The sequence below is a fragment of the Comamonas endophytica genome (assembly GCF_023634805.2).
Lineage (GTDB): Bacteria > Pseudomonadota > Gammaproteobacteria > Burkholderiales > Burkholderiaceae_C > Comamonas > Comamonas endophytica.
The window spans coordinates 1,046,710-1,069,190 of the sequence record NZ_CP106881.1; the positions used below are offsets into that span (position 1 = coordinate 1,046,710).

The window sequence follows — 22,481 nt, forward strand, 5'->3', positions numbered from 1 at the left end:
GTGCCTTGCATTTGTGGCCAGGCCGCTCACCCTTCGACAGGCTCAGGGCAAACGGTTTTTCCGCTCGCCCTGAGCCTGTCGAAGGGTGTAAGGGCAACGTCCTCAAGATCACCGCAACGCTCACTCAACGACCCATAAAAAAACCGGCCCCAAGGCCGGTTTTTTCACATGCTCAGCGCCGCAGATCAGCGTGCCGGGCGTGCGGGACGCTTGCGTGCGTCGTGGGGCGTGAACGAAGGCTTGCCGCCTGCGCCGCCCGCGGGCTTGCCGGCGTAGGCCGGACGTGCGCCGTATTCACGCGGGGCACGGTCGCCGCCGCCGAAGCCGCCGCGTTCACCGCGGTTGTCGCCGCCGAAACCGCCACGCTCTGCGCGGTCGTTGCCGCCGAAACCGCCACGGTCGTTGCCGCGGTTTTCGCCAAAGGCCGGACGGCGCGGCGCGAAGCCGTCGTCACGGCGGGGAGCGCCGCCGAAGCCACGGTCGTCACGGGGTGCAGCGCCGCGCGGAGCAAAGGACGGGCCACGGTCGTTGAAGCCGCCGCGATCACCGCCGCCGAAACCACCACGGTCGCCGCCGCCGAAGCCACGGTCACCGCCGCCGAAGCCCATGCTGCGGCCGCGGTCGCGGTCGCCGCCGAAGCCACGGCCGCCGCCAAAGCCGCCACGGCCGCGCGAGGAGTAGTCACGGCCTTCGCCGCCACGGCCACGGCCGTCGGGACGGCCGCCCTGGGGAGCGCGCTGCGTGGGCTCGAGGCCCGGCACCACTTCCGCGCTGAACTGCTGGCGGGTGTACGACTCGATGTCGAAGATGCGGCGACGGTCGCGCATCTCGGCAAAAGTGACGGCCAGGCCGGTGCGGCCCGCGCGGCCGGTACGGCCGATGCGGTGGGTGTAGTCTTCGGCCTTCATCGGCAGGCCGTAGTTGAACACGTGGGTGATGGTGGGCACGTCGATGCCGCGTGCCGCCACATCGGTGGCCACCAGGATCTGCACTTGGCCGCCGCGCAGCGCCTGCAGGCGGCGGTTGCGCAGGCCCTGGCTCAGCGCGCCGTGCAGCGCCACGGCCGAGAAGCCTTCCTGCTGCAGGTCGGTGGCCAGGCCGTCGCATTCCACCTGCGTGGAGGCAAACACGATCGCCTGGTTGATCGTGGTGTCGCGCAGCCAGTGGTCCAGCAGCTTGCGCTTGTGCTGGGCGTTGTCGGCCCAGAACAGCACCTGCTTGATGCTGGCGTGCTTTTCCTGCGGCGAGTCGATGGTGATCTTCTTCACGCCGGCGCCGTTGTCGTGCATGACGCGCATGGCCAGCTGCTGGATGCGCGGCGCGAAGGTGGCGCTGAACATCATGGTCTGCTGGCGCTGCGAGGTCATCTGGTTGACTTCGGCGAGGTCGTCCGAGAAGCCCAGGTCGAGCATGCGGTCGGCTTCGTCCACCACCAGGAACTGCACCTTGTCGAGCTTGATCTGCATCGAGCGCTGCAGGTCCAGCAGGCGGCCGGGCGTGGCCACCACCAGGTTGGCGTTCTGCAGCTTGGCGATCTGCAGCTGGTAGGGAATGCCGCCGACCACGTTGGCGACGCGCAGGCCGCGGCAGTGCTTGACCAGCTCGATGGCGTCTTGCGCCACCTGCTGCGCCAGCTCGCGGGTCGGGCACAGGATCAGGGCGCCGGGCGTGGCGGCCTTGAAGTTGCGCGGGTTTGTGGGGTCCTTGCGCTTGTTGCGCTTGGGCGCGGGCTCGCCCTTGGCAGCGGCTTCGGCCACGGCACGCTCGAATTCGGCGCGCGCCTCGGCTTCGGCTTCGGCTTGCTGCTCCAGCAGCGTGTGCAGCACGGGCAGCAGGAAGGCAGCGGTCTTGCCCGAGCCGGTCTGGCTCGACACCATCAGGTCGACGAAGGGCGTCGCGTGCGTGCCCTTGTTCATGGCCAGCGGGATGGCCTTGGCCTGCACGGCGGTGGGCTGGGTGTAGCCCAGGTCGGCAACGGCCTGGATCAGCTCGGGCGCCAGGCCCAGCTGCACGAAGCCGTTGGGCGTTTGTTCGGGCGCTGCGTCCAGGGAATCGGTTTCGGCAATGACGGAGGCGGCGTCTGCAACGATGGCAGCGTCGTCGGCAGCATGGGCTGCATTCAGGATGGAATGGTCCAAAGAGGATTCTGCAGCGGCGGTGGCGCCCTGCTCAATGATGTTGTCGTTCATTTGTTTCTCACGGGGAAGCGCCACCGGACAGCTGTCTGCGGTGCTTCGTGACGGTTAAAAAACATCAACCGTCAAACGTGGCCGGCTCGGGAGCGAGGCGGCTGGGCATAAATTGCTTGTGCCGTGCGAGGAAGCACGGATCAAAAAGCGGGGCCCGGTGAGTGATGGGAGATGCGCAAATTACCCCGGTCGGGGCAAGAGCGCAATTATCACATGCATCCACCGATGCTGCAAGTTCGATAGCGCAATTGCCCTGAGAATGCAAAGGCCAAGCCTGCCGGGGGCAGGCCCGCTCCGCCGTCCGCCATCAGGCCGGCAGGGCTTCCACCGCCAGGAAGTGTGTGCGGTAGTGCATCAGCTCGTCGATGGACTCATGCACGTCGGCCAGCGCCGTGTGGCGCTGCGCCTTCTTGAACGAGGCGCAGACCGCAGGTTTCCAGCGGCGCGCCAGCTCCTTGAGGGTGCTGACATCGATATTGCGGTAGTGGAAGAAAGCCTCCAGCTTGGGCATGTAGTTGACCAGGAAGCGCCGGTCCTGCCCTATGCTGTTGCCGCACAGCGGCACCTTGCCCTTGGGCACGTACTGCGACAGGAAGGCGATCAGCGCCTGCTCGGCCTGCGCCTCGCTCACTTCGGATGCCTTGACGCGCTCGATCAGGCCGCTGCGGCCATGGGTGCCCTTGTTCCAGGCATCCATGCCACCCAGCAGCGCGTCGCTCTGGTGGATGGCGAAGACCGGGCCTTCGACGCGGATAGACAGGTCGGCATTGGTCACGACCACGGCGATCTCGAGCACGCGGTCGGTTTCGGGCTGCAGCCCGGTCATTTCACAGTCGAGCCAGACGAGATTCAGATCGGATTTCGCAAGCACGGGAGGGTTGGAGGATGGGGCATCGGACATGGCGCAAATTGTCGCCTACACTGCCCTCACATGCATCCCTCCGCCCCCTTTTCACCCTCGCTGCTGCTGACTCTGGGCTTTGCCGCGCTGCTGGCTTTGCAGCTGCTCGTGCGCCTGTGGCTCAACGCCCGCCAGGTGCGCCATGTCGCGCGCCACCGGGCCGCGGTGCCGGCGCCCTTCGCGCAGCGCATCACGCTGGCCGCGCACCAGAAAGCGGCCGACTACACCCTGGCCAAGGCGCGCACCGGGCTGCTGGACATGGCCGTCTCCACCGCGCTGCTGCTGGGCTGGACGCTGCTGGGCGGGCTGGACGCGCTGCACCAGGGGCTGCTGTCCTGGCTGGGCGCGGGCCTGCACCAGCAGCTGGCCCTGCTGGCCGGCTTTGCGCTGGTCTCCGGCCTGGCTGGCCTGCCGCTGTCGGTCTATCAGACCTTTGTCGTCGAGCAGCGCTTTGGCTTCAACAAGCTCACGCCCGGGCTGTGGCTGGCCGACCTGCTCAAGTCGACGCTGGTCGCGGCCGCCATCGGCCTGCCGCTGGCGGCACTGGTGCTGTGGCTGATGGCCTCGGCCGGCAGCCTGTGGTGGCTCTGGGCGTGGGCCGTGTGGGCCGGCTTCAACCTGCTGCTGATGTGGCTCTATCCCACGCTGATCGCGCCGCTGTTCAACCGCTTCGAGCCGCTGCGGGACGAAGGCCTGGGCGCGCGCGTGAGCGCCCTGATGCAGCGCTGCGGCTTTGCCGCCAAGGGCCTGTTCGTCATGGACGGCAGCCGCCGCTCGGCGCACGCCAACGCCTATTTCACGGGCTTCGGCTCGGCCAAGCGCGTGGTGTTCTACGACACCCTGCTCACGCAACTGTCGCCGGCCGAGGTCGAGGCCGTGCTGGCCCACGAGCTGGGCCACTTCAAGCACCGCCACATCGCCAAGCGGCTGGCCGGCCTGTTCGCGCTGAGCCTGGCGGCGCTGGCCTTGCTCGGCTGGCTGTCGCAGCAGCCCTGGTTCTATACCGGCCTGGGCGTGCTGCCGAGCTTGGAGCTGCTGCTGCCCGGCGCCCGCGGCCTGGCCGGCAACGAGGCGCTGGCACTGCTGCTGTTCATGCTGGCCGCGCCGGTGTTCGGCTTCTTCCTCGCGCCTTTGATGTCGCATTTCTCGCGCCGCGACGAATTCGAGGCCGACGCCTATGCCGCGGCGCAGGCGGACGGCGGCGCGCTGGCCTCGGCGCTGCTGACGCTCTACGAAGACAACGCCTCGACGCTCACGCCCGATCCGGCCTACGTCGCCTTTCATTATTCGCACCCACCGGCCATCGAACGCCTGGCGCGCCTGCCCGCGCCGGCGCCGGCCCCCAACGCACCATGACTTCCAAACCACTCAAGCAACAGGACTGGTCCGCACAGCCGCGCCGCGCGCTGACGGCCACGCAACTGGTCTCGCAGCTGGCCCAGGCCGAAGGCTGGCAGCTGCACGGCGACGGCCCCCACGTGGCCATCGAGAAGACCTTCTCCTTCGTGAACTATTACGAGACCATGGCCTTCGTCAACGCGGTGGCGCTGATCGCCCACCAGCAGGACCACCATCCGGAACTGCTGGTGCAGTACAACCGCTGCAGCGTGCGCCTGAACACCCATGACGTGGGCGGCGTCTCGGCCACGGACTTCGACTGCGCGCGCCGCATCGACGCCTTGCTCGCATGACCATGGACAGCTCCCGCCCCGAAGGCCTGGTCGTGGCCAGCCATGGCCGGCATTGCGTGGTCGAGTCGCCCGACGGCGCGCGCCGCATCTGCCACCCGCGCGGCAAGAAAAGCCAGGCGGTGGTCGGCGACCACGTGCGCTGGATCATGCCGGCCGCCGGCCAGGGCGACGAAGGCACGATCGAGAAGGTGCTGCCGCGGCGCAACCTGTTCTACCGCCAGGACGAGATCCGCACCAAGTCCTTTGCCGCCAACATCGACCAGGTGCTGATCCTGATCGCCGCCGACCCGGTGTTCTCCGAAAGCCAGCTGGCGCGCGCATTGATCGCCGCCGAGGCCGCGCAGATCACGCCGCTGATCGCGCTGAACAAGAGCGATCTGGTCGAGCCCTTCGCGCGCGCCTGGGAGCGGCTGCTGCCCTACCGCCACATGCGCCACGGCAACGAGAAGCCGCACTACGGCGTGCTGCCGCTGTCGCTGACCGAATCCAGCGAAACCGACCGCGCCGCGCTGCTGCAGCACCTGCAGGGCAAGGCCACGCTGGTGCTCGGGCCCTCGGGCTCGGGCAAGAGCACGCTGATCAACCTGCTGGTGCCGGGCGCGCGCGCACAGACCGGCGAGATCTCCCAGGCGCTGAACTCCGGCAAGCACACGACGACCAGCACCACCTGGTACTGGGTCGACGAGGAGCGCCAGACCGCGCTGCTCGATTCGCCGGGCTTCCAGGAATTCGGCCTGCACCATATCGGCCCGATGGACCTCGCGCGCTGCATGCCCGACATCGGCGCGCGCGCCGCCGACTGCAGGTTCTACAACTGCACCCACCTGCACGAACCCGGCTGCGCCGTGATGGCCGAGGTCGATGCCGAGGACAGCACGCACCGCATCAGCGCCAACCGCTACCGGATCTACCAGGACCTGTTCGAGGAACTGAGCGCCGAACGCCGCTACTGAATCCCGCGCAAGCCCGCATCAGCGCTCGCGCAGGGCTTCGGCGGCGCGGTTCAGCGGCTTGACCAGATACTCCCACACGGTGCGGCTGCCGGTGCGTATCTCGGCGGTCGCGACCATGCCCGGCAGGATCGGATGGCGCTTGCCGTCCCGGGTCTCCAGGTGCGCGTGCCGCGTCAGCACGTCCACCCGGTAGTAGTAGATGCGCCGGTCGACCTGGTCCTCCATGGTGTCGGGCGAGATCTGCTCGACCCTGGCGGGCAGCGAGCCATACACCGAGGAGTCGAAGGCGCTGATCTTCACCGTCGCTGCCTGGCCGGGATGGATGAAGGCGATGTCGCGCGGGCTGATGCGTGCCTCGATCAGCAATTGATCGTCGAGCGGCACGATCTCCATCAGCACCCCGCCCGGCGCCACCACGCCGCCAATGGTCGAGACGCGCACGTCCTTGACGATGCCGCGCGCCGGCGCGTGCAGCACCGTGCGGCGCAGCTGGTCGGCGCGGCCTTCGCGCACCTTCAGCAGTGGATCGAGATCGGCCATGGTCTTGGCGTAATCGGCCTTGAGCGCGACGTAGTACTCGCTTTGCGTCGCCGCCAGCTTGGTCGAGAATTCCGCGACCCGCTGCCGCAGGCGCAAGATCTCCACCTCGTTGGTCGCGCCGCTCTTGAGCAGTGGCAGCGCAAGCTGCAGCTCGTCCTCGGCCAGCCGCAGCTGCACGCGCAGGTTCGCCAGATTCTCGCGGAACGCGCGCTGGTTCGCCACGAACAGCTGGCGCTCGCGCCCGGTGATGTCCTGGTTGCCGGCAAGCTCCGCGGGAAAGGCGACCCGGGCCTGGTCGTCGATCTGTGCCCGCAGCCGCGCGGCCCGTCCCTGCAGCGACGCGATGCGCTCGAGCGTCTCCTCCATCGACGAGCGCGCCTGCACTGGATCCAGCGTGGCGAGCTTCTGCCCGGCCTCGACCACGGTGCCGGCGCGCACGTCGAGCTCGGCCAGGATTCCGCCCTCGAGGCTCTGCACGATCTGCGCGCGCGAGGCCGGCGTGACCCGGCCCTCGCCCACGGCGACCTCGTCCAGCGGGGCAAGGTAGGCCCAGATGGCGCATGCCGCGATGGACGCCACGATCAGCCACAGCATCGCCCGCTCTCCCAGGCCCGCGCGCGCCGGTACATGGATTGCGCTCATGGCTGAACCTCCTCGGTGGCGGGCGCCCTGGCTTTGGCATTCGGCGGCTTGCCGCGCAGCGCCTGCAGCACCTGCTCGCGCGGCCCGTCGCGCACGATGCGGCCGTTGTCCAGCACGATGATGCGGTCGACCAGCGACAGCAGCGGATAACGGTGCGTGGCAAGCACCAGCGTGCGGCGGCCCAGCCATTGCCGCAGGTGCCCGATGATGGCCAGTTCGGTGCCTTCGTCGAGCGACGCGGTGGCCTCGTCCAGCAGCAGCACCTGCGGCGCGCGCAGGAAGATGCGCGCCAGCATCAGCACCTGTTTCTGCCCGCCCGACAGGCCGATGCCGCCCTCGCGCAGCTTCAGGTCGAGGCCATGCGGCTGCTTCAGCAGCAGTTGGTCCGCGCAGGCCAGGCGCATGGCCGCCAGGATGGCTTCGTCGCTGGCCAGCGGATCGGCGATCAGCAGGTTCTCGCGCAGCGTGCCGTAGAACAGCCCCGATTCCTGCAGCAGCAGGCCGACGTCGCGCCGCACATCCGCCACGTCGATCAGCGGCATCGGCGTGTCGTCCAGGATGATGCGCCCCTGCGACGGCGTCGCCAGGCCCCCGAGAAGCCGCAGCAGCGTCGACTTGCCCGCGCCGACGGCCCCCAGGACAGCAACCCGCTCGCCCGGCTGGATGGACAGCTGCGGCAGCTGCAGCACGACGCGGTCCTGCGGATCGAAGCGGTAGGCGACGTTCTCGAAGCGGTACTGGCCCCTGAGCGCCGGCTTGTGGTACGCCTCCTTGGCGGGATCATGGTCGACGGGCAGCGCCAACAGCCCATCGAGCCCCTTCTTGCCCACCCTCGCGCTCTGGATGCGCGACAGCAGCGCCGGGATCTGGCCTAGCGGCGCGATCGTGCGGCTGGTCAGGATCGAGCAGGCCAGCACCGCGCCGAACGACAGGCTCGCATCGAGAATGCCGTAGACCCCGGCCACCAGCACGCCCACATAGGCCAGCTGCTGCACCGTCTGCGCGCCATGCACCAGCAGGCCGGCAATGTGGCGCTGCTGCAGGCCGATCTCGGCGTTCACCCGGTTGGTGCGCTCCCAAAGGCGGCGAAAGCGCGGCTCGGCCTGCAGCGCCTTGATGTCCTCGGCGCGGTAGATCGACTCCATCAGCACCGCATTGCGCAGCGCCGACTCCGCCTGCCCCTGGCGCGACAGCCGCGCCAGGGGCCACTGCGCCAGCAGGCCGGGCAACAGCAGCAGCGGAATCGCCGCCAGCGGCACCAGCACCAGCGGCCCGCCCAGCAGCCAGATGATGAACAGGAAGGCCCCGACAAACGGCATGTCGAGCAGCACGCCCAGGCTGGTCGACGTCAGCACTTCGCGCAGCTGTTCGAGGTCGCGCAGCTGCGCCACCAGCGTGCCCGGCGAACGCGGGCGCGCATCGTTGCGGATGTCGAGCGCGCGCGCGAAGAACATCGCGGAGAGCTGCTGGTCGGCGCGCTTGCCGAAGCGGTCGGCCAGCGAGGCGCGCAGCGTGCGCAGCATCAGCTCCAGGCACAGCGCCAGCGCCACGCCCGCGGCCAGCACCCACAGCGTGTGCGTCGAGCGCGCGGGCACGACCCGGTCCCAGACCTGCATGGCGAACAGCGAGGTGCCGATGGCCAGCAGATTGCCGAACAGCGAACCCGCGCCCAGATCGAACAGCAGCCGGCGCTGGCCCTTGAGCAGCCCGTACAGCCAGGAGTCGGCCGGGGCGGCCAGATAGGCATCGACGCGGTCGTCGCGCCGCGCGGCCCGCTCCTGCACGAGCAGCACGCGCGCCGCGCCGGCCAGCCCGGGGCCGTCGAGCGGCAGCACGCGCTCCACCGCCTTGCCGCCGGGAAAAAGCTGCACGCTGGCCTGCCCGGCCGAAACCGCGGTGACCACGCCGACCTGCGTGCCGTCGCACACCACCAGCGCGGGCAGCATCGACGGCGACAGCCGCGCCACCGGCATGTCGACGAACTGCGCTCCCAGGCCCGCGGCCGAGGCCATCTCGACGATGGCCGCGTCCAGGTCCTGCGGGGAGGCCCACGCCGCCACGCTGCCCAGTTGCTCCGGCGACACATCCAGCCCGAGCGCGCGCGCCGCGCACAGCAGCGGATCGACCCAGCGCATCAGCTCCTCGCGGCGGCCGCCCTGCGCCGGTGCGATGCGGATCTCGTCTTTCATCGCGGTGCCTCCTCATGTTCGCGCAGCAGCGTGACCAGCCGGCCCACCGCCGTGTAGGCCTTGATGCGCGCCAGCGTGCCGTCGGCCAGCGCATTGATGCCTTCCACCTCGGCGTCGTAGATGTCGCGCTCCGGGTTCACGACATCGGTCAACGTGCGCTTGTTCAGCATGTACTCCTGCCAGTACAGATCGCGCGAGGCGCGCGACAGCGCGACGACCTTGTCGTAGCCCTCGCGGCGTGCGGCCGCGCCCTGTGCCTCGATCTCGGCGGCGCTCAACGCGCTGCGCGTGACCAGGCGCTGGTTCTCCAGGCTCTCCTGGCTCGCGCGCAGCTCGGCCAGCGCCGCGTCGCGCTGGTGCTGCGCGAGGCCGCCAAACCCATAGCTGCCCGTCACCTGCAGGCCGACCCAGCGGTCGTTGGTCACATCGGCGCGCCCGAGCGACTGCGAGCGGTTGACGCCCACGCTGATCGAGGGATAGCGCTCGGCATCGGCCAGGCGCACGCGCGCATCCGCGGCCTCGACCGCCGCCGCCGCGGCCAGCACCGCGGGCGTGCGCTCGACGTCGCCACCCTCGCTGCCAAGATCGCGCACCACGCGCACCGTCGCCGCCAGGCGCTCGACGCTGTGCGGGCGCACGCCGATCAATTCGTTGACCCGGGCCGCCGCCACGTCCAGCCGCGTCTGGGCTTTCATCACCGCAGCCTGCGCGCGCAGCAGCGCCAGGTCGGCGACATTGGCATCCGAGGGCAGCGACAGGCCCGCGCGCACGCGTTCGTGGATCTTGGCGCGGGTCTGCTGCAGCGCATCGACCTGGCGCTGCGCCGCGGCAATGATCTCCTGGCCCGCGGCCAGCTCGATGAAACCGGCCGCCGTCTGGTACGCCACCCCCTCGACCGTATCATCCGCCTGGTGGGTCCTCTGGCTCAGCGTGGCGTCGGCGGCCGAGATCCGGCTGGCGGTGCGGCCGAAGTCATGGAGCAGCTGCGACACGCCCACCGAGGCGCGCGCGCCCGCGCGGTTGCCCTCGGCCCCGAAGCTGCCGCCATAGCCGGGCCGCAGCCCGTATTCGAGCTTCGGATACCAGGCGGCCTTGGCCACGCTGACCTGCGCCGCGCCCTGCGCGATCTCGGCATGGCTGCGCGCGATGTCGGGGTGGCGGGCGATCGCAAGGCCGATGGCATCGCGCAGCGACAGCTGCTCCAGCGCGATCGCGCGCGTCGCCGGCGCGCCCCCGGCCCAGGGCGGCGGGCCGGCCGCGGCATGGCCCGCCAGCGCAAGCGCCAGCCCCATGGCGGCGCGGGCCGTGCGCGCAGGGCGGGAACCGTCGAAGCCGAAGATGCGCGGCCAGCGCAGGGCTTCCTGCGTGAGACAAGAGCGTTGCATGCAGGCATCCCGCGTCAGACGACCAGCAGTGGCTGACTGGCAGTCAGTTTTTCCAGCTCGGTGGCATCCTGGACCGTGAAGCCCAGGAACTCCGGACTAAAAGCCATGCCTGCGGCATCGCCCTCGCCGCGCGCCGCGCTGTCGAAACCCGCAATCATGGCCTGATCTTCGCCCTGGGGAAGGGCGCCAGCCTCCGCGGGAGCGCCAGACAGCAGTTGCGACAGATCGATGTGGTTGCCATCTGCCGGGCGCGCAGCGAATGCAAGAACACTGCCGGCTTGCGGGTCGTCCATATGGCCTGCGGCATTGGCCTGCGCGGGCATCAAGCCGGCATCGGTGGATTCAGCTCCAGATTCCACGCCATTGCCGGGCGAGACGGGCTCCGCGGACGCAGGGAACAGCAACGGCTCGGTCATTTCCATCGAGGCCAGGGAAAAGCCGGTGGCAGCCTCTGGTGCCACTTCCTCGACCGTGTTCTCCCGACCGCCGCTGGCGTCGCCTTCGGTACCGGTGGTATCGGCAGTCATCTGGCGAGAGCTCTCGTCAAGAGACTCTTCAGGCATGAAGAACCAAGTACGGCTCTCCTCCGCGGTGGCGCCGCCAAACGCCGTCATGGGTCTGCCGGCTTCCGTAGTTCCCGAGAACAATGGCGTCATATCGTCCGCGCTGCCATCCATTGCTATGGAAAGGCCATTGTCGTCGCTGAAGGAGAAGCCTTGCGGGCCTGGCCCGAACGTTGGGGTGGGCACAACCGAGTCGCTGTAAACACTCGAGTTACCAGCGGCATCGGTGGCCGTAACAACAACGCCATCCTTGCTAGCGGCCGGCGGCTCAAACCTTATGGTCCATTTGCCCGATACATCGGCGACGATGGACCCGAGAAAGGGTTTTTCCCCAAGGCTGCTGTAGACCTTGACAACGGCTCCGGCATCAGAAGTGCCGGTCAGTAGCGTATATTCTGCCCCCCCTACCAAAGGGGGGCGCTGAAAAAAGAAAGCGCTGTCGATCTTCGGAACTGACGGCGCAATGGTATCGACCGTCAGCTCGAATATCCCGCTGTAACCGCTTGTGTTGCCCGTCGCATCGGTGGCCGTAGCGGTCAGCCTGTAGACGGCATCATGCAGCGTCGATCCGCGCAACCATTCACCGTCCGCATCCGTCTGCCAGTTGCCCTCGCCATCTGCTTCCACTACGCCCAGCACCTGACCGCCGTCATAGATCGTGATGATGCTACCGGCTGCCGCCTTGCCGCTGATCGCCGGCGTGCTGTCGTTGGTGTAGCCAGGCTTGGCTTCATCATTGCTGCTCACCTTGATGTCATACGGGAGCAGCATCGCCTGATTGGTGACTTGGGCGCCCGTGAGGTTGCTTGCTTCATTGCCGTGCACATCCATAATGGGGGAGCGCCCGTGACCCGCAGGAGGTCTGAGATAGTCCACCGTCACGGTGTCTCCATGGAGCACCGGGCTGGCCAGCGCCAGTTCCACGCGGTCGTCCTGGACGGTCATTTCGAACACCCACACCGGAGTGTCGTTGACATTAACTACGAAGCTGGCCACGGAATTGGAGTTAGCCAGCGCTTCGTCATAGGTCAGCACCAACCAGTAGCCATTGCTGCTGGTGACGGCCGAGACAAGAACCGGTCCGGTGGTGTCGGGCACCGTGTTGGTGACGGGAGTGGCGGCAAGGCTTGCGGCGTCGTTGCCCACCGCATCCTGGAGCGCTTCGCCATCGTCATCAACGCTGGGGTCGGTATAAGTCACGGACACGACTGCGCCATGGAGCACCGGGCTGGCCAGGCTCAGCACCACGCTGGCGTCCACCACGGTCACGTCGGTCACGTCCACCTGGTTGTCATCGACATGAACCACGAAGCTGTCCGCCAACGGCGCATTGGAGGCATCCAGCGCCTCGTCATAGGTCAGCACCAGCGTGGCGCCGTCGCTGCTGGTTTCGGCGGAGAGCAACTCCGGCGCGATGGTGTCGACCTTCAGCTCGAACCCATCGCTGGGTTCGCTCTTGTTGCCATACGCATCGATGGCCTCAACGAAAAAGACATGCACGCCGTCGCCCAACACCTTTGGCGTGAAGCTCCATTCACCCGTGACGCTATCGGCGACAACGTAGCCGAGATAGGTGCTGTCATCGAAGCTGACGACTTCATAGATCTTGATGATGGCGCCGCCTTCGGCAGTGCCCGTCAGCGTCGGCGTGCTGTCCCTGGTGTAGCCACCTAAGCCCATAGCAACCGGCGTGTCGCTCAAATCTTCCACCGCGTTGGTAATCAGCGGCTTTGGCGGCTCCTGTTGGTCGATCAACAGATCAAATTCGTAGGACCCACTTTCGTTGCCTGCCGCATCGGTGGCTATGGCAGTCAGTCGGTTGTTGCCATCGGGCAGCACGTAGTCGTTGAGCCATTTGCCGTACGAATCCTTCTGCCAGTTGCCATTCTCATCCGCTTGCACCTCGGCCAATCGAGTGGGGCCGTGGAAGATAGTGACAATACTGCCGGCCTCTGCCTTACCGCTGATGGTGAGCATCGCGCGCGGGAAGATATTGACGGTGGACGGCGACTCGCTTGTGCCCTCCGAATCGATGGCGATGGCGGTCAGCCCGTAATTGCCCTCGGGCAGCCCCGCCGCCTGGAGCCAGGTGGCGACTTCATCCGTTTCCCAGTAACCGTCTGGATCCGTTTCCACCTGGCCCAGCAGGTCGTCGCCATGAAGGATCGTGACGCTGCCGGCGAAATCTGCCTTACCGGAGACGTGCGGCATCGCCCTCCAGGATATTTGGATGTCCGACGGCACTGCGGGCGCTTCGGTGCCGACCGTCAGCTCAAATAGAGTGCTGGCAAGGCTTGGATTGCCTGCCGCATCTGTGGCCGTGACGGTGAAGCTGTGATTGCCATTGGGAAGCTCCGGGGTCGTGAAGCTCCATTGGCCATTGGTATCGACGTCAGCATTTCCGATAAAAGTTTCGCCGTGAAAGATGCTGATACGGGCGCCGGCTTCGGCGGTGCCGTTCAGCGTCGGCGTGGTGTCATCGGTACTGGCGCCATCGTGTAGCGAGCCTTGTGTAGCACCGACGTTATCCCAACCGCTCTCGATCAATGGCGCGTCCGGCGCAACGGTGTCGATCGTCAGCGTGAACGGCGTGGGCTGGCCGGTGTTGCCAGCGGCATCGGTGGCAGAAATTTCAAAGTGGTGTTCGCCATCGGCCAGATCCCCTGGCGTGAAGCTCCATGCACCATCCTCATTCGCCTCGAAGGTCTCCATGCGTCCCAGGTAAGAGATGGTGATGATGGCCGCGGGTTCTGCAGTGCCGGTTAGCTTCAGCGTCTTGAAGCGGGTGAGGCCACCTGAGGAAATCTCGAAGGGCATGCCATCTGAATCGATGGCAACGCTGGTGCTGATTACCGGCGCGTCAGGTACGGTGGTATCGTGGGCCTCCACCGTGGCGGGCGTGCTTTTGTTGCCTTTGGCATCGCTGGCGATGGCAGTCAGTATCTCGCCATTGGTGAATGACGAGTCCAGGTTCACGGACCAGTTGCCGTCAGGATCCACCGTTCCGGTGCCCACCTCTGTCCCATCGGGGACAAAGATCTTGATGGTGCTGCCGGCTTCTCCAGTACCGCTAACTTCCAAACCCGAGGAGGAGACCACAAGGCCCTCGGGCACGCTAGGAGCTGCGGTGTCGGGGGCCTCCACCGTGGCGGGCGTGCTTTTGTTGCCTTTGGCATCGCTGGCGATGGCGGTCAGTATCTCGCCGTTGGTGAATGACGAGTCCAGGTTCACGGACCAGTTGCCGTCAGGATCCACCGTCCCGGTGCCCACCTCTGTCCCATCGGGGACAAAGATCTTGATGGTGCTGCCGGCTTCTCCAGTACCGCTAACTTCCAAACCCGAGGAGGAGACCACAAGGCCCTCGGGCACGCTAGGAGCTGTGGTGTCGGGGGCCTCCACCGTGGCGGGCGTGCTTTTGTTGCCCTTGGCATCGCTGGCGATGGCGGTCAGTACCTCGCCATTGGTGAATGACGAGTCCAGGTTCACGGACCAGTTGCCGTCAGGTTCCACCGTTCCTGTGCCCACCTCTGTCCCATCGGGGCCAAGGATCGTGATGGTGCTGTCCGGTTCCGCACGACCGGAAATGATCGTCCTCGTTGTATCGGAGGAGTCCGAGCTCAAGTTCGTGGGCGCAGCAGGTGGGGTCAAGTCGGGAGCCGCGACAGTGCTTGACAGGCTTGCGTTGCCCGCCGCATCGGTGGCTACGACGTCCAGAGCCTCGCTATTGATGAGCGGCTGATACAGCGTCACGGACCAGGTGCCGTCAGCAAGCGTTGTCCCTGTGCCCACCTCATTGCCAGCGGCGTCCCGGATCGTGATGGTGCTGTCCGGTTCCGCACGACCGGAAATGATCGTCCTCGTTGTATCGGAGGAGCCAGAGCTCAAGTTCGAGGGCGCAGCAGGTGGGGTCAAGTCGGGAGCCGCGACAGTGCTTGGCGGGCTTTCGTTGCCCGCCGCATCGGTGGCTACGACGTCCAGAGCCTCGCTATTGATGAGCGGCTGATACAGCGTCACGGACCAGGTGCCGTCAGCAAGCGTTGTCCCTGTGCCCACCTGATTGCCAGCGGCGTCCCGGATCGTGATGGTGCTGTCCGGTTCCGCACGACCGGAAATGATCGTCCTCGTTGTATCGGAGGAGCCAGAGCTCAAGTTCGAGGGCGCAGCAGGTGGGGTCAAGTCGGGGGCTGCGACAGTGCTTGGCGGGCTTTCGTTGCCCGCCGCGTCGGTGGCTATGACGGTCAGTGTTTCGCCATTGTTGCGCGGATAGTCCAGCGTCACGGACCAAGTGCCGTCAGCACCCGTGGTGCCTGTACCCACCACCGTGCCATTTGCGTCCGTGATCGTGATGGCGCTGTTCGGTTCCGCACGTCCCTCAATGGTCGGCGTCTCCTCCCGCGAGGCCACCATCCCCGTGGGCGCTGCAGGCGCGCTGGTGTCGACCGGTTCAGTGGGTTCAGTGGGTTCAGTGGGTTCAGTGGGCTCGGTGGGCTCGGTGGGCTCGGTGGGCTCGGTGGGCTCTGTGGGCTCTGTGGGCTCTGTGGGCTCTGTGGGCTCAGTAGGCTCAGTAGGCTCCGTGGGCTCAGTAGGCTCCGTGGGCTCAGTAGGCTCCGTGGGCTCAGTAGGCTCCGTGGGCTCCGTGGGCTCAGTAGGCTCAGTAGGCTCAGTAGGCTCAGTAGGCTCCGTGGGTTCGGTGGGCTCCGTAGGCGCCGTGGGCTCTGTGGGCTCTGTGGGCTCTGTGGGCTCTGTGGGCTCTGTGGGCTCGGTGGGCTCGGTGGGCTCTGTGGGCTCGGTGGGCTCGGTGGGCTCCGTAGGCGCCGTGGGCTCAGTAGGCTCAGTGGGCTCAGTAGGCTCCGTGGGCTCCGTGGGCTCCGTGGGCTCCGTGGGCTCCGTGGGCTCGGTGGGCTCCGTAGGCGCCGTGGGCTCAGTGGGCTCAGTGGGCTCAGTGGGCTCAGTGGGCTCAGTGGGCTCAGTGGGCTCAGTGGGCTCAGTGGGCTCTGTGGGCTCTGTGGGCTCTGTGGGCTCAGTGGGCTCTGTGGGCTCAGTGGGCTCTGTGGGCTCTGTGGGCTCTGTGGGCTCTGTGGGCTCTGTGGGCTCTGTGGGCTCTGTGGACTCAGTAGGCTCCGTGGGCTCGGTGGGCTCGGTGGGCTCTGTGGGCTCTGTGGGCTCTGTGGGCTCGGTGGGCTCTGTGGGCTCTGTGGGCTCGGTGGGCTCAGTGGGCTCAGTGGGCTCAGTGGGCTCAGTGGGCTCAGTGGGCTCCGTGGGCTCCGTGGGCTCTGTGGGCTCCGTAGGCCCGTTGGTGTTGATCGTCAACTCGAATGCGGTACGCAGCGCGCTGGAGTTGCCCGCGGCATCGGATGCGGACACGCTCAGGCGGTGCGCGCCTTCGGCCAGCGCCTGGGGCGTGAAGCTCCATTGACCATCGATACCGGCGACAACGGTCCCAATAAGAGTGCTGCCGTCAAAGATCCTGATGACGGCTCCGGCCTCGGCGGTGCCGGTCAGCGTCGGCGTGCGGTCGTCGGTCGTACCCCCCTGAGCAATCGGACCTTGAATGGCGCCGAAGTCATCCAGCACGCCGGCAATCTGCGGCACTGGCGGCGCAGTGGTGTCCACCACCATGCTGAAGCCCGCCGGTTCGCTGGTATTGCCGGCGGCATCGGTATGCGTGACGGTAACCGCATGCACGCCCTCGGCCAGCCTTGCCACCGAATAGGACCATTGCCCCTTGGCGTCGGCGATTGCCGTGCCGACGAGCTGTCCATCCACAAACACGGACAGCCTGCCATTCGGTGTCACCCCCGACCCACGGATCTCCACGGCCTCCGCGCCCATGAGGATGTCGCCAGTCCCCGTTCGGTAGCCACCGATCGAATCGATCTGCGGCCGCGCCGGTGCCGGCCCGGGTCCAGGCGCTGGCTCCCCGCTGCCGGCATTGCCGCCGCCACCGGCGACCGCGCCAACGGCCACCGTACTCACGCCAGCGCCGAGAAGGCCCAGTAAAAAATCGTTGGATTGCTCATCGGCCAGCGGCTCCAGGGCAGCATCCAGCACGCCATCGCCGGTGGCTTGCGGATTCAGCCTGACCCACCAGCGCGCATTGCCCTCGACGACGATGAGCTGGTGAGTGTCCACGCCGCGCAGGAAGAAATCCGTGATCTGCAGGCTGCTGCCGTCCTTGAACTTGACGATCAGGTCGCTGCCGGAACGCAGGTATCCCGACAGCGCCTCACGCGGAACATCCAGCAGGAAATTCACGGAATCGACCGGCGAGGAAACGCTGCCGACGCCGTTCGCAATCGGAAAATTGCGGTGACCACTTGCATGGGACGGTAAAGCCACGGGCAGATCCTTTCAACAGCAAAGGCAACGCAACCATTGCGTCAGCCAAAGAGGATGAAGTCCTACAGCTTCAGTAACCGCATGCAGCTAGAAGTTCAACTGCGCCCAGCCCGAGGAAAACCCTTGGTTTCCCTCCGGTGCCTGGCTGCCGGAGGGTGCGCCGGCTGCATCCAACCGCAAGAAGGCCGGACCCGGACCGGGAGGAGCGGCCCAGTGCGAGCCGCTGTTGGATCCACCAGGATCCGTTCGGGGAATGCAGCGCCGAACGCCGGTATCGGACTGCAGCCTCAAGGGAGGCACTGAAGCCGGCCTGCTGCAATGTCCGCGCGCAGCACCTCGTTGCCACGAGCCTGCCAGATGGCCTGCCAGTGCAACGGCTGCTATCTCAGCCCAGCAGCCGCGCCAGCGTCAGCAGCGCCAGCAGCAGCAGCCACACCACCACCGAACGCCACACCAGCCCGACCACGCTGCGCAGGTGGCTCAGGTCGGCCAATCGGCCCGGCGTGGAGTCGCTGTCGTCGACCTCGGACTCGCCCTCGAAGCCCGACATCAGCGGCGCGTTCTCGCGCGCCTTGAGCGCTTCGCCGCCCAGGCGCACGTTGATCGCGCCGGCGGTGGCGGCCAGCAGCACGCCATCGTTGTCGTTGGGAAAGCGCTGTGCATGGAAACGCCAGCCGTCGATGGCCTCCTCGAAGCTGCCGACCACGGCAAAGCTCAACGCCGTGAGGCGCGCGGGCAGCCAGTCGATCCACATCCAGGCCTGGCGGGCGGCGCCCTGCAGGCGCTCGCTCACGGGCTGCGCGCCCATGTAGCCGCGGCTGGACCAATAGCGCGAGACGAATTCCGCGGCGCGGTACAGCACCGCGCCCATCGGGCCCAGGCCCAGCGCCGCCAGCACCGAATACCAGAACAGCACGCCGAACACATAGCGGTGCGCGGCCAGCACCGAATACTCGATCACATGGCGCACGACCTGGCTGCGCGGCACCTCGGTGGTGTCGACCTGCTGCCACAGCGCGAGCTCCTCGCGGGCGGTGTATTCATCCGCGGCATCCAGCGCATCGCGGATGCGCGTGAAGTGGTGGCTGAACTGGCGAAAGCCCAGCGTCACGTACAGCACCGCCACGTTCCAGACCAGCGCCAGCGGCCAGCCCACGAGCCACGTCAGGAACCAGTGCACGCCCAGCACGAACAGGGACGGCACCAGCACCGCCAGGCCCCAGGCCACCCAGCCATGGTAGGACTGGCCCGCATCGAAATTGCGGCGCACGGAAACGGTCCAGGCGCGCAATCCGGCATGGACGGAATTGCTGCGGGCCAGCGGGCGGGCCTGCTCGATCAGCAAGGCAAACAGGATGGCAAAGAAACTCATGCGGCCATCATACTTTGCCTGTCCCTGCGGGCCTATGGTCTCAGGCCTGCATGAAGCGGTAGAAATTGCGCAGCATGCCTGCGGTGGCGCCCCAGATATAGCGCTCGTGCGGGCCATCCTGGTAAGGCATCGACAGCCATTCGCGCCGCCCTTCGGGACGCTCCAGCGCATGGCGCTGGTGGTTCGCAGGGTCGAGCAGGAAGGCCAGCGGCACTTCGAACAGCTGCGCCACCTCATAGGGATTGGGCTGGTAGCGCGCCTCGGGCGGCACCAGGCCGACGACGGGCGTGACGACGAAGCCGGTGGTGGTCACATAGGGCGGCAGTGCCCCCAGCACCTCGACCAGCGCCGGCTCCAGCCCCACTTCTTCCTGCGCCTCGCGCAGCGCGGTGGCCGCCGCATCCACGTCCTCCGGGTCGCGCTTGCCGCCGGGAAAGGCCACCTGCCCCGAATGCGATGACAGATGCCGCGTGCGCTCGGTCAGCAGCACCATCGGCTGCTCGCGCTGCACGATGCCGATCAGCACCGCGGCCTCGGCCGGCGCGCGCGCGGACAACAGCAGCGGCTCGCGCTCGATCTCGGGCGACCACAGCGGCGGCGCGGCAAAGCGGTGGCGCAGCGCCTGCGCCGTCTGGGCGCTCGCCGGCACGGCTGGCAGGTGGCTGTCGACGCCCAGCGCCGGCACCGCACGGGGGTCGAAGCCCGGCGCCAAAGGAGGAGATACAGGTCTATCCATGCAAAAAGATGACGACAAAAGCAAAAAAGCCGCTACAGCGGACTGTAGCGGCTTTCCCGAAGCGCCTAGGCGTTTCAGGCGGCGGTAGCGGGCGCTTCTGCAGCTGCAGCGGGCGCGGCTGCCGTCTTGCGAGCGGGCAGCTTTTCCTTGATACGTGCCGACTTGCCGCTGCGCTCGCGCAGGTAGTACAGCTTGGCACGGCGCACGTCGCCGCGGCGCTTGACTTCGATGCCGGCGATCAGCGGGCTGTACGTCTGGAACGTACGCTCCACGCCTTCACCGCTGGAGATCTTGCGAACCGTGAAGCCGCTGTTGAGGCCGCGGTTGCGCTTGGCAATCACGACGCCTTCATAGGCCTGCACGCGCTTGCGCGCGCCTTCGACCACGTTCACGCTCACGATGACGGTGTCACCAGGAGCAAACGCGGGGATGGTCTTGTTCAAGCGGGCGATTTCTTCCTGCTCAAGAGTCTGGATCAGATTCATGGTTACATCCAACGATCTTGTCCGCGCCACAATTGGCAAGCACCGGGATTGGCACTGTATGGCTGCATTCATTACCTGTGAAGGCTCCTAAAATGCAGCGGCCGGCAGAGGATCGACAGCCCGCGATTATAGCCCGTCCGCCATTTTCCCTAAAACCGCTTCGTCCTTGCGGGTCAGACGGCCGGCCGCGCGCGCCTGCTCCAGCAACTCGGGCCGGTGGCGCGCGGTGATCTCCAGGCTCTGGTCGCGGCGCCAGCGCTCGATCTGTGCATGGTGGCCGGACAGCAGCACCGCCGGCACCTCCTGCCCCTGCCAGACCTCGGGGCGCGTGTAGTGCGGGCAGTCGAGCAGGCCGTCCAGGCTGGGGTTGAAGCTGTCGAGCTGGTGGCTGCCGGCATCGTTGAGCACGCCGGGTTGCAGCCGCGTCACGGCGTCCAGCAGCGCCAGCGCCGCGATCTCGCCGCCGGACAGCACGAAGTCGCCCAGGCTGATCTGCGCATCCACATGGGTGTCGATGAAGCGCTGGTCGATGCCCTCGTAGCGCCCGCACAGCAGGATGGCTCCGGGGCTTTGCGCCCAATGTTCCACGGCCGCATGGTCGAGCGTCTTGCCGATGGGCGAGAACAGCACCAGCGGCACCTGCTGCGCCGCGTCCTCGGCGCGCGCGGCGCGGATCGCATCCAGGCAGGCCTGCAGCGGCTCGACCAGCATGACCATGCCCGGGCCGCCGCCGAAGGGCCGGTCGTCGACGCGGCGGTAGTTGCCCTGGGCGTAGTCGCGCGGATTCCACAGCCGCACCTCGACCTGGCCCGAGGCATAGGCGCGGCGCGTGACGCCGCTGGCCAGGAAGGGCGCGAACATCTCGGGAAACAGGGTGATGATGTCAAAGCGCATGGCGCGGGCTCCGGCCATCAGTAATCCGTCTGCCAGTCCACCGTGATGCGGCGCTCGGAGAGTTCGACCTTGTCCACATAGGCCGACACGAAGGGGATCATGCGCTCGAGCGCCTTGCCCTCTTCCTCATAGGCAATGACCAGCACGGTCTGGGGGCCGGTGGACATCAGGTCCTTGACCTGTCCCAGCGCCACGCCCTCGCGGTTGACCACATCCAGGCCCAGCAGGTCCACCCAGTAATACTCGTCCTCGGCCGCCTGGGGGAATTCGGCGCGCGAGACGAAGATGCGCGCGCCCTTGAGCGACTCGGCGGCCGTGCGGTCGGCCACGGCCTCGGCCGTGGCGACGATCGAGCCCGAATGCTCGCGCGCCTGCTTGACCGGCATCAGCACGGTGCCGGCGAAGGTGCGCGCGCCGCGCTCCGAGGGCTGCAGGAACCAGCGTTTGGCCGTCAGCAGCACTTCGGCGTCGGCGCTGAAAGGCAGCACCTTGAACCAGCCCTTGACACCCCAGGCGTCCGCGATGCGGCCGACCTCCACGGCGTCGGCAGGCAGCTGGGCGGGTTCGAAAGCGGGAAGTGGGGCCATGGTTCGAGCAGGAAATGGAAACAAAAAAAAGCGGGCTCCGTCAGCATACGCCACGGAACCCGCCTTCAGGGAAGCGCTGGATTTAAGCAGCTGCCTTGGCGGCTTGCTTGACCAGACGGTCCACGGTGGAGGACGTCTGTGCGCCCACGCCCTTCCAGTACGTCAGACGGTCTTGCGCAATGCGCAGACCTTCTTCGCCGCCACGGGCGGTGGGGTTGTAGAAACCCAGGCGCTCGATGAAGGCGCCATCACGGCGGGTGCGCTTGTCGGCCACGACGATGTTGAAGAACGGGCGCGACTTGGAACCGCCGCGAGAGAGTCGAATGACGACCATGATTTATCCTTTGGGTGGTGTGCAGCTTATGCTGTACATGTTTTTTGCGGCGTTGAGACACGCGACATAGCCACCCGGCCAGCGACACGCTGCAAAGCACGCGATTATATCGACTTCTTAGATTTATGCCTACTATCCGCGCGAGCACCGACTCCGATATCCCTGCCGTCACCGCCATCTACCGCCACCATGTGCTGCACGGCACCGGCACCTTCGAGATCGAGCCACCCAGCGAAACCGACATGGCGGCGCGCCGCGCCGATGTCCTGGGCCGCGGCCTGCCCTATCTCGTCGCCGAGGACGAGGCGGGAGAAATCCTCGGCTTCACCTACGCCAACTGGTTCAAGCCGCGCCCGGCCTACCGCTTTTCCGCCGAGGACTCGGTGTATGTCGCCGACACCGCGCGCGGCCAGGGCGTGGGCCGGCTGCTGCTGGAGGCGCTGAGCGTACAGGCCGAGGCGGCCGGCGTGCGCAAGCTGCTGGCGGTGATCGGCGACTCTGGCAACGCGGGCTCGATTGGCGTGCACCGCGCCAGCGGCTTCACCGAGATCGGCGTGATGCGCTCGGTGGGCTGGAAATTCGGCCGCTGGCTGGACATCGTGCTGATGGAAAAGACCCTGGGCGCCGGCGACACCAGCCCCCCGCAACTCTCCTGATGTCCGCGCGCGCCATTCCTGCGAA

Annotated in this window: 17 protein-coding genes and 1 pseudogene; 5 read left to right on the plus strand and 13 right to left on the minus strand. The window is 67.1% G+C overall.

The window, feature by feature from the left end; translation table 11 throughout:
* Nucleotides 1-185: 185 nt before the first annotated feature.
* The gene (locus M9799_RS04575; RefSeq protein WP_231043947.1) at nt 186-2,189 is read right to left on the minus strand and encodes a DEAD/DEAH box helicase; all 2,004 of its coding nucleotides are present in this window, start codon (nt 2,187-2,189) and stop codon (nt 186-188) included.
* A 307-nt stretch (nt 2,190-2,496) separates the two neighbouring features.
* The gene (gene orn, locus M9799_RS04580; protein ID WP_231043946.1) at nt 2,497-3,090 is read right to left on the minus strand and encodes an oligoribonuclease; all 594 of its coding nucleotides are present in this window, start codon (nt 3,088-3,090) and stop codon (nt 2,497-2,499) included.
* A 30-nt stretch (nt 3,091-3,120) separates the two neighbouring features.
* Here orn and M9799_RS04585 point away from each other — a divergent pair, with 30 nt between their 5' ends.
* From M9799_RS04585 to rsgA, 3 genes are read left to right on the plus strand one after another with little or no spacing between them, the layout of a single operon-like run.
* Complete coding sequence (locus M9799_RS04585) at nt 3,121-4,446, plus strand: M48 family metallopeptidase (protein ID WP_231043945.1); 1,326 nt, start codon at nt 3,121-3,123, stop codon at nt 4,444-4,446.
* Nucleotides 4,443-4,781 (plus strand): 4a-hydroxytetrahydrobiopterin dehydratase, encoded by a 339-nt coding sequence (locus M9799_RS04590; RefSeq protein WP_231043944.1) that lies wholly within the window; start codon nt 4,443-4,445, stop codon nt 4,779-4,781. Before M9799_RS04585 ends, M9799_RS04590 begins: the two co-directional genes overlap by 4 nt.
* A gap of 2 nt (nt 4,782-4,783) precedes the next feature.
* Complete coding sequence (gene rsgA, locus M9799_RS04595; protein WP_377007357.1) at nt 4,784-5,734, plus strand: ribosome small subunit-dependent GTPase A; 951 nt, start codon at nt 4,784-4,786, stop codon at nt 5,732-5,734.
* An 18-nt stretch (nt 5,735-5,752) separates the two neighbouring features.
* Here the strand turns inward: rsgA and M9799_RS04600 are convergent, their stop codons facing one another.
* The 5 genes and pseudogenes from M9799_RS04600 to M9799_RS20640 all read right to left on the minus strand — a co-directional run.
* On the minus strand, nt 5,753-6,916 hold the full coding sequence (locus M9799_RS04600) for a beta-barrel domain-containing protein (RefSeq protein ID WP_231043942.1): 1,164 nt from the start codon (nt 6,914-6,916) through the stop codon (nt 5,753-5,755).
* A complete protein-coding gene (locus M9799_RS04605) occupies nt 6,913-9,105 on the minus strand; it encodes a type I secretion system permease/ATPase (protein ID WP_231043941.1) in 2,193 nt (730 codons plus the stop codon). The genes M9799_RS04600 and M9799_RS04605 overlap by 4 nt, the downstream gene beginning before the upstream one ends.
* A complete protein-coding gene (locus M9799_RS04610) occupies nt 9,102-10,490 on the minus strand; it encodes a TolC family protein (RefSeq protein WP_231043940.1) in 1,389 nt (462 codons plus the stop codon). The genes M9799_RS04605 and M9799_RS04610 overlap by 4 nt, the downstream gene beginning before the upstream one ends.
* Nucleotides 10,491-10,504: 14 nt before the next feature.
* A complete protein-coding gene (locus M9799_RS04615; RefSeq protein ID WP_422692654.1) occupies nt 10,505-15,202 on the minus strand; it encodes an Ig-like domain-containing protein in 4,698 nt (1,565 codons plus the stop codon).
* 87 nt (nt 15,203-15,289) lie between these two features.
* Nucleotides 15,290-16,885, minus strand: a pseudogene (locus M9799_RS20640) (Ig-like domain-containing protein); the annotation flags it as partial.
* A 180-nt stretch (nt 16,886-17,065) separates the two neighbouring features.
* Here M9799_RS20640 and M9799_RS04625 point away from each other — a divergent pair.
* Nucleotides 17,066-17,386, plus strand: coding sequence for a hypothetical protein (locus M9799_RS04625; RefSeq protein WP_263725592.1), 321 nt, complete (start codon nt 17,066-17,068; stop codon nt 17,384-17,386).
* Nucleotides 17,387-17,777: 391 nt separating this feature from the next.
* Here M9799_RS04625 and M9799_RS04630 read toward each other — a convergent pair whose 3' ends face one another.
* The 6 genes from M9799_RS04630 to rpsP form a co-directional block, all read right to left on the minus strand.
* On the minus strand, nt 17,778-18,764 hold the full coding sequence (locus M9799_RS04630) for a CobD/CbiB family protein (protein WP_231043604.1): 987 nt from the start codon (nt 18,762-18,764) through the stop codon (nt 17,778-17,780).
* Nucleotides 18,765-18,804: 40 nt separating this feature from the next.
* Nucleotides 18,805-19,500, minus strand: a complete 696-nt coding sequence (locus M9799_RS04635) for a CoA pyrophosphatase (protein ID WP_231043603.1) — start codon at nt 19,498-19,500, stop codon at nt 18,805-18,807.
* A 74-nt stretch (nt 19,501-19,574) separates the two neighbouring features.
* Nucleotides 19,575-19,985, minus strand: a complete 411-nt coding sequence (gene rplS, locus M9799_RS04640) for a 50S ribosomal protein L19 (protein ID WP_231043602.1) — start codon at nt 19,983-19,985, stop codon at nt 19,575-19,577.
* Between the two features lie 126 nt (nt 19,986-20,111).
* The gene (gene trmD, locus M9799_RS04645) at nt 20,112-20,879 is read right to left on the minus strand and encodes a tRNA (guanosine(37)-N1)-methyltransferase TrmD (protein ID WP_231043601.1); all 768 of its coding nucleotides are present in this window, start codon (nt 20,877-20,879) and stop codon (nt 20,112-20,114) included.
* A 17-nt stretch (nt 20,880-20,896) separates the two neighbouring features.
* Nucleotides 20,897-21,466: a ribosome maturation factor RimM gene (gene rimM, locus M9799_RS04650; protein WP_231043600.1), complete on the minus strand. Its 570-nt coding sequence runs from the start codon at nt 21,464-21,466 to the stop codon at nt 20,897-20,899.
* An 82-nt stretch (nt 21,467-21,548) separates the two neighbouring features.
* Nucleotides 21,549-21,800 (minus strand): 30S ribosomal protein S16, encoded by a 252-nt coding sequence (gene rpsP / locus M9799_RS04655; RefSeq protein ID WP_231043599.1) that lies wholly within the window; start codon nt 21,798-21,800, stop codon nt 21,549-21,551.
* 125 nt (nt 21,801-21,925) lie between these two features.
* On the opposite strand from rpsP, the gene M9799_RS04660 reads away from it, so the two are divergent.
* Nucleotides 21,926-22,456: a GNAT family N-acetyltransferase gene (locus tag M9799_RS04660; RefSeq protein ID WP_231043598.1), complete on the plus strand. Its 531-nt coding sequence runs from the start codon at nt 21,926-21,928 to the stop codon at nt 22,454-22,456.
* Nucleotides 22,457-22,481: the final 25 nt, after the last annotated feature.

What these genes read in the sequence shown, in the direction of transcription:
- M9799_RS04575 (WP_231043947.1), bottom strand. Translation starts at nt 2,189, where the DNA reads ATGAACGACAACATCATTGAGCAGGGCGCCACCGCCGCTGCAGAATCC.
- orn (WP_231043946.1), bottom strand. Translation starts at nt 3,090, where the DNA reads ATGTCCGATGCCCCATCCTCCAACCCTCCCGTGCTTGCGAAATCCGAT.
- M9799_RS04585 (WP_231043945.1), top strand. Translation starts at nt 3,121, where the DNA reads ATGCATCCCTCCGCCCCCTTTTCACCCTCGCTGCTGCTGACTCTGGGC.
- M9799_RS04590 (WP_231043944.1), top strand. Translation starts at nt 4,443, where the DNA reads ATGACTTCCAAACCACTCAAGCAACAGGACTGGTCCGCACAGCCGCGC.
- rsgA (WP_377007357.1), top strand. Translation starts at nt 4,784, where the DNA reads ATGGACAGCTCCCGCCCCGAAGGCCTGGTCGTGGCCAGCCATGGCCGG.
- M9799_RS04600 (WP_231043942.1), bottom strand. Translation starts at nt 6,916, where the DNA reads ATGAGCGCAATCCATGTACCGGCGCGCGCGGGCCTGGGAGAGCGGGCG.
- M9799_RS04605 (WP_231043941.1), bottom strand. Translation starts at nt 9,105, where the DNA reads ATGAAAGACGAGATCCGCATCGCACCGGCGCAGGGCGGCCGCCGCGAG.
- M9799_RS04610 (WP_231043940.1), bottom strand. Translation starts at nt 10,490, where the DNA reads ATGCAACGCTCTTGTCTCACGCAGGAAGCCCTGCGCTGGCCGCGCATC.
- M9799_RS04630 (WP_231043604.1), bottom strand. Translation starts at nt 18,764, where the DNA reads ATGAGTTTCTTTGCCATCCTGTTTGCCTTGCTGATCGAGCAGGCCCGC.
- M9799_RS04635 (WP_231043603.1), bottom strand. Translation starts at nt 19,500, where the DNA reads ATGGATAGACCTGTATCTCCTCCTTTGGCGCCGGGCTTCGACCCCCGT.
- rplS (WP_231043602.1), bottom strand. Translation starts at nt 19,985, where the DNA reads ATGAATCTGATCCAGACTCTTGAGCAGGAAGAAATCGCCCGCTTGAAC.
- trmD (WP_231043601.1), bottom strand. Translation starts at nt 20,879, where the DNA reads ATGCGCTTTGACATCATCACCCTGTTTCCCGAGATGTTCGCGCCCTTC.
- rimM (WP_231043600.1), bottom strand. Translation starts at nt 21,466, where the DNA reads ATGGCCCCACTTCCCGCTTTCGAACCCGCCCAGCTGCCTGCCGACGCC.
- rpsP (WP_231043599.1), bottom strand. Translation starts at nt 21,800, where the DNA reads ATGGTCGTCATTCGACTCTCTCGCGGCGGTTCCAAGTCGCGCCCGTTC.
- M9799_RS04660 (WP_231043598.1), top strand. Translation starts at nt 21,926, where the DNA reads ATGCCTACTATCCGCGCGAGCACCGACTCCGATATCCCTGCCGTCACC.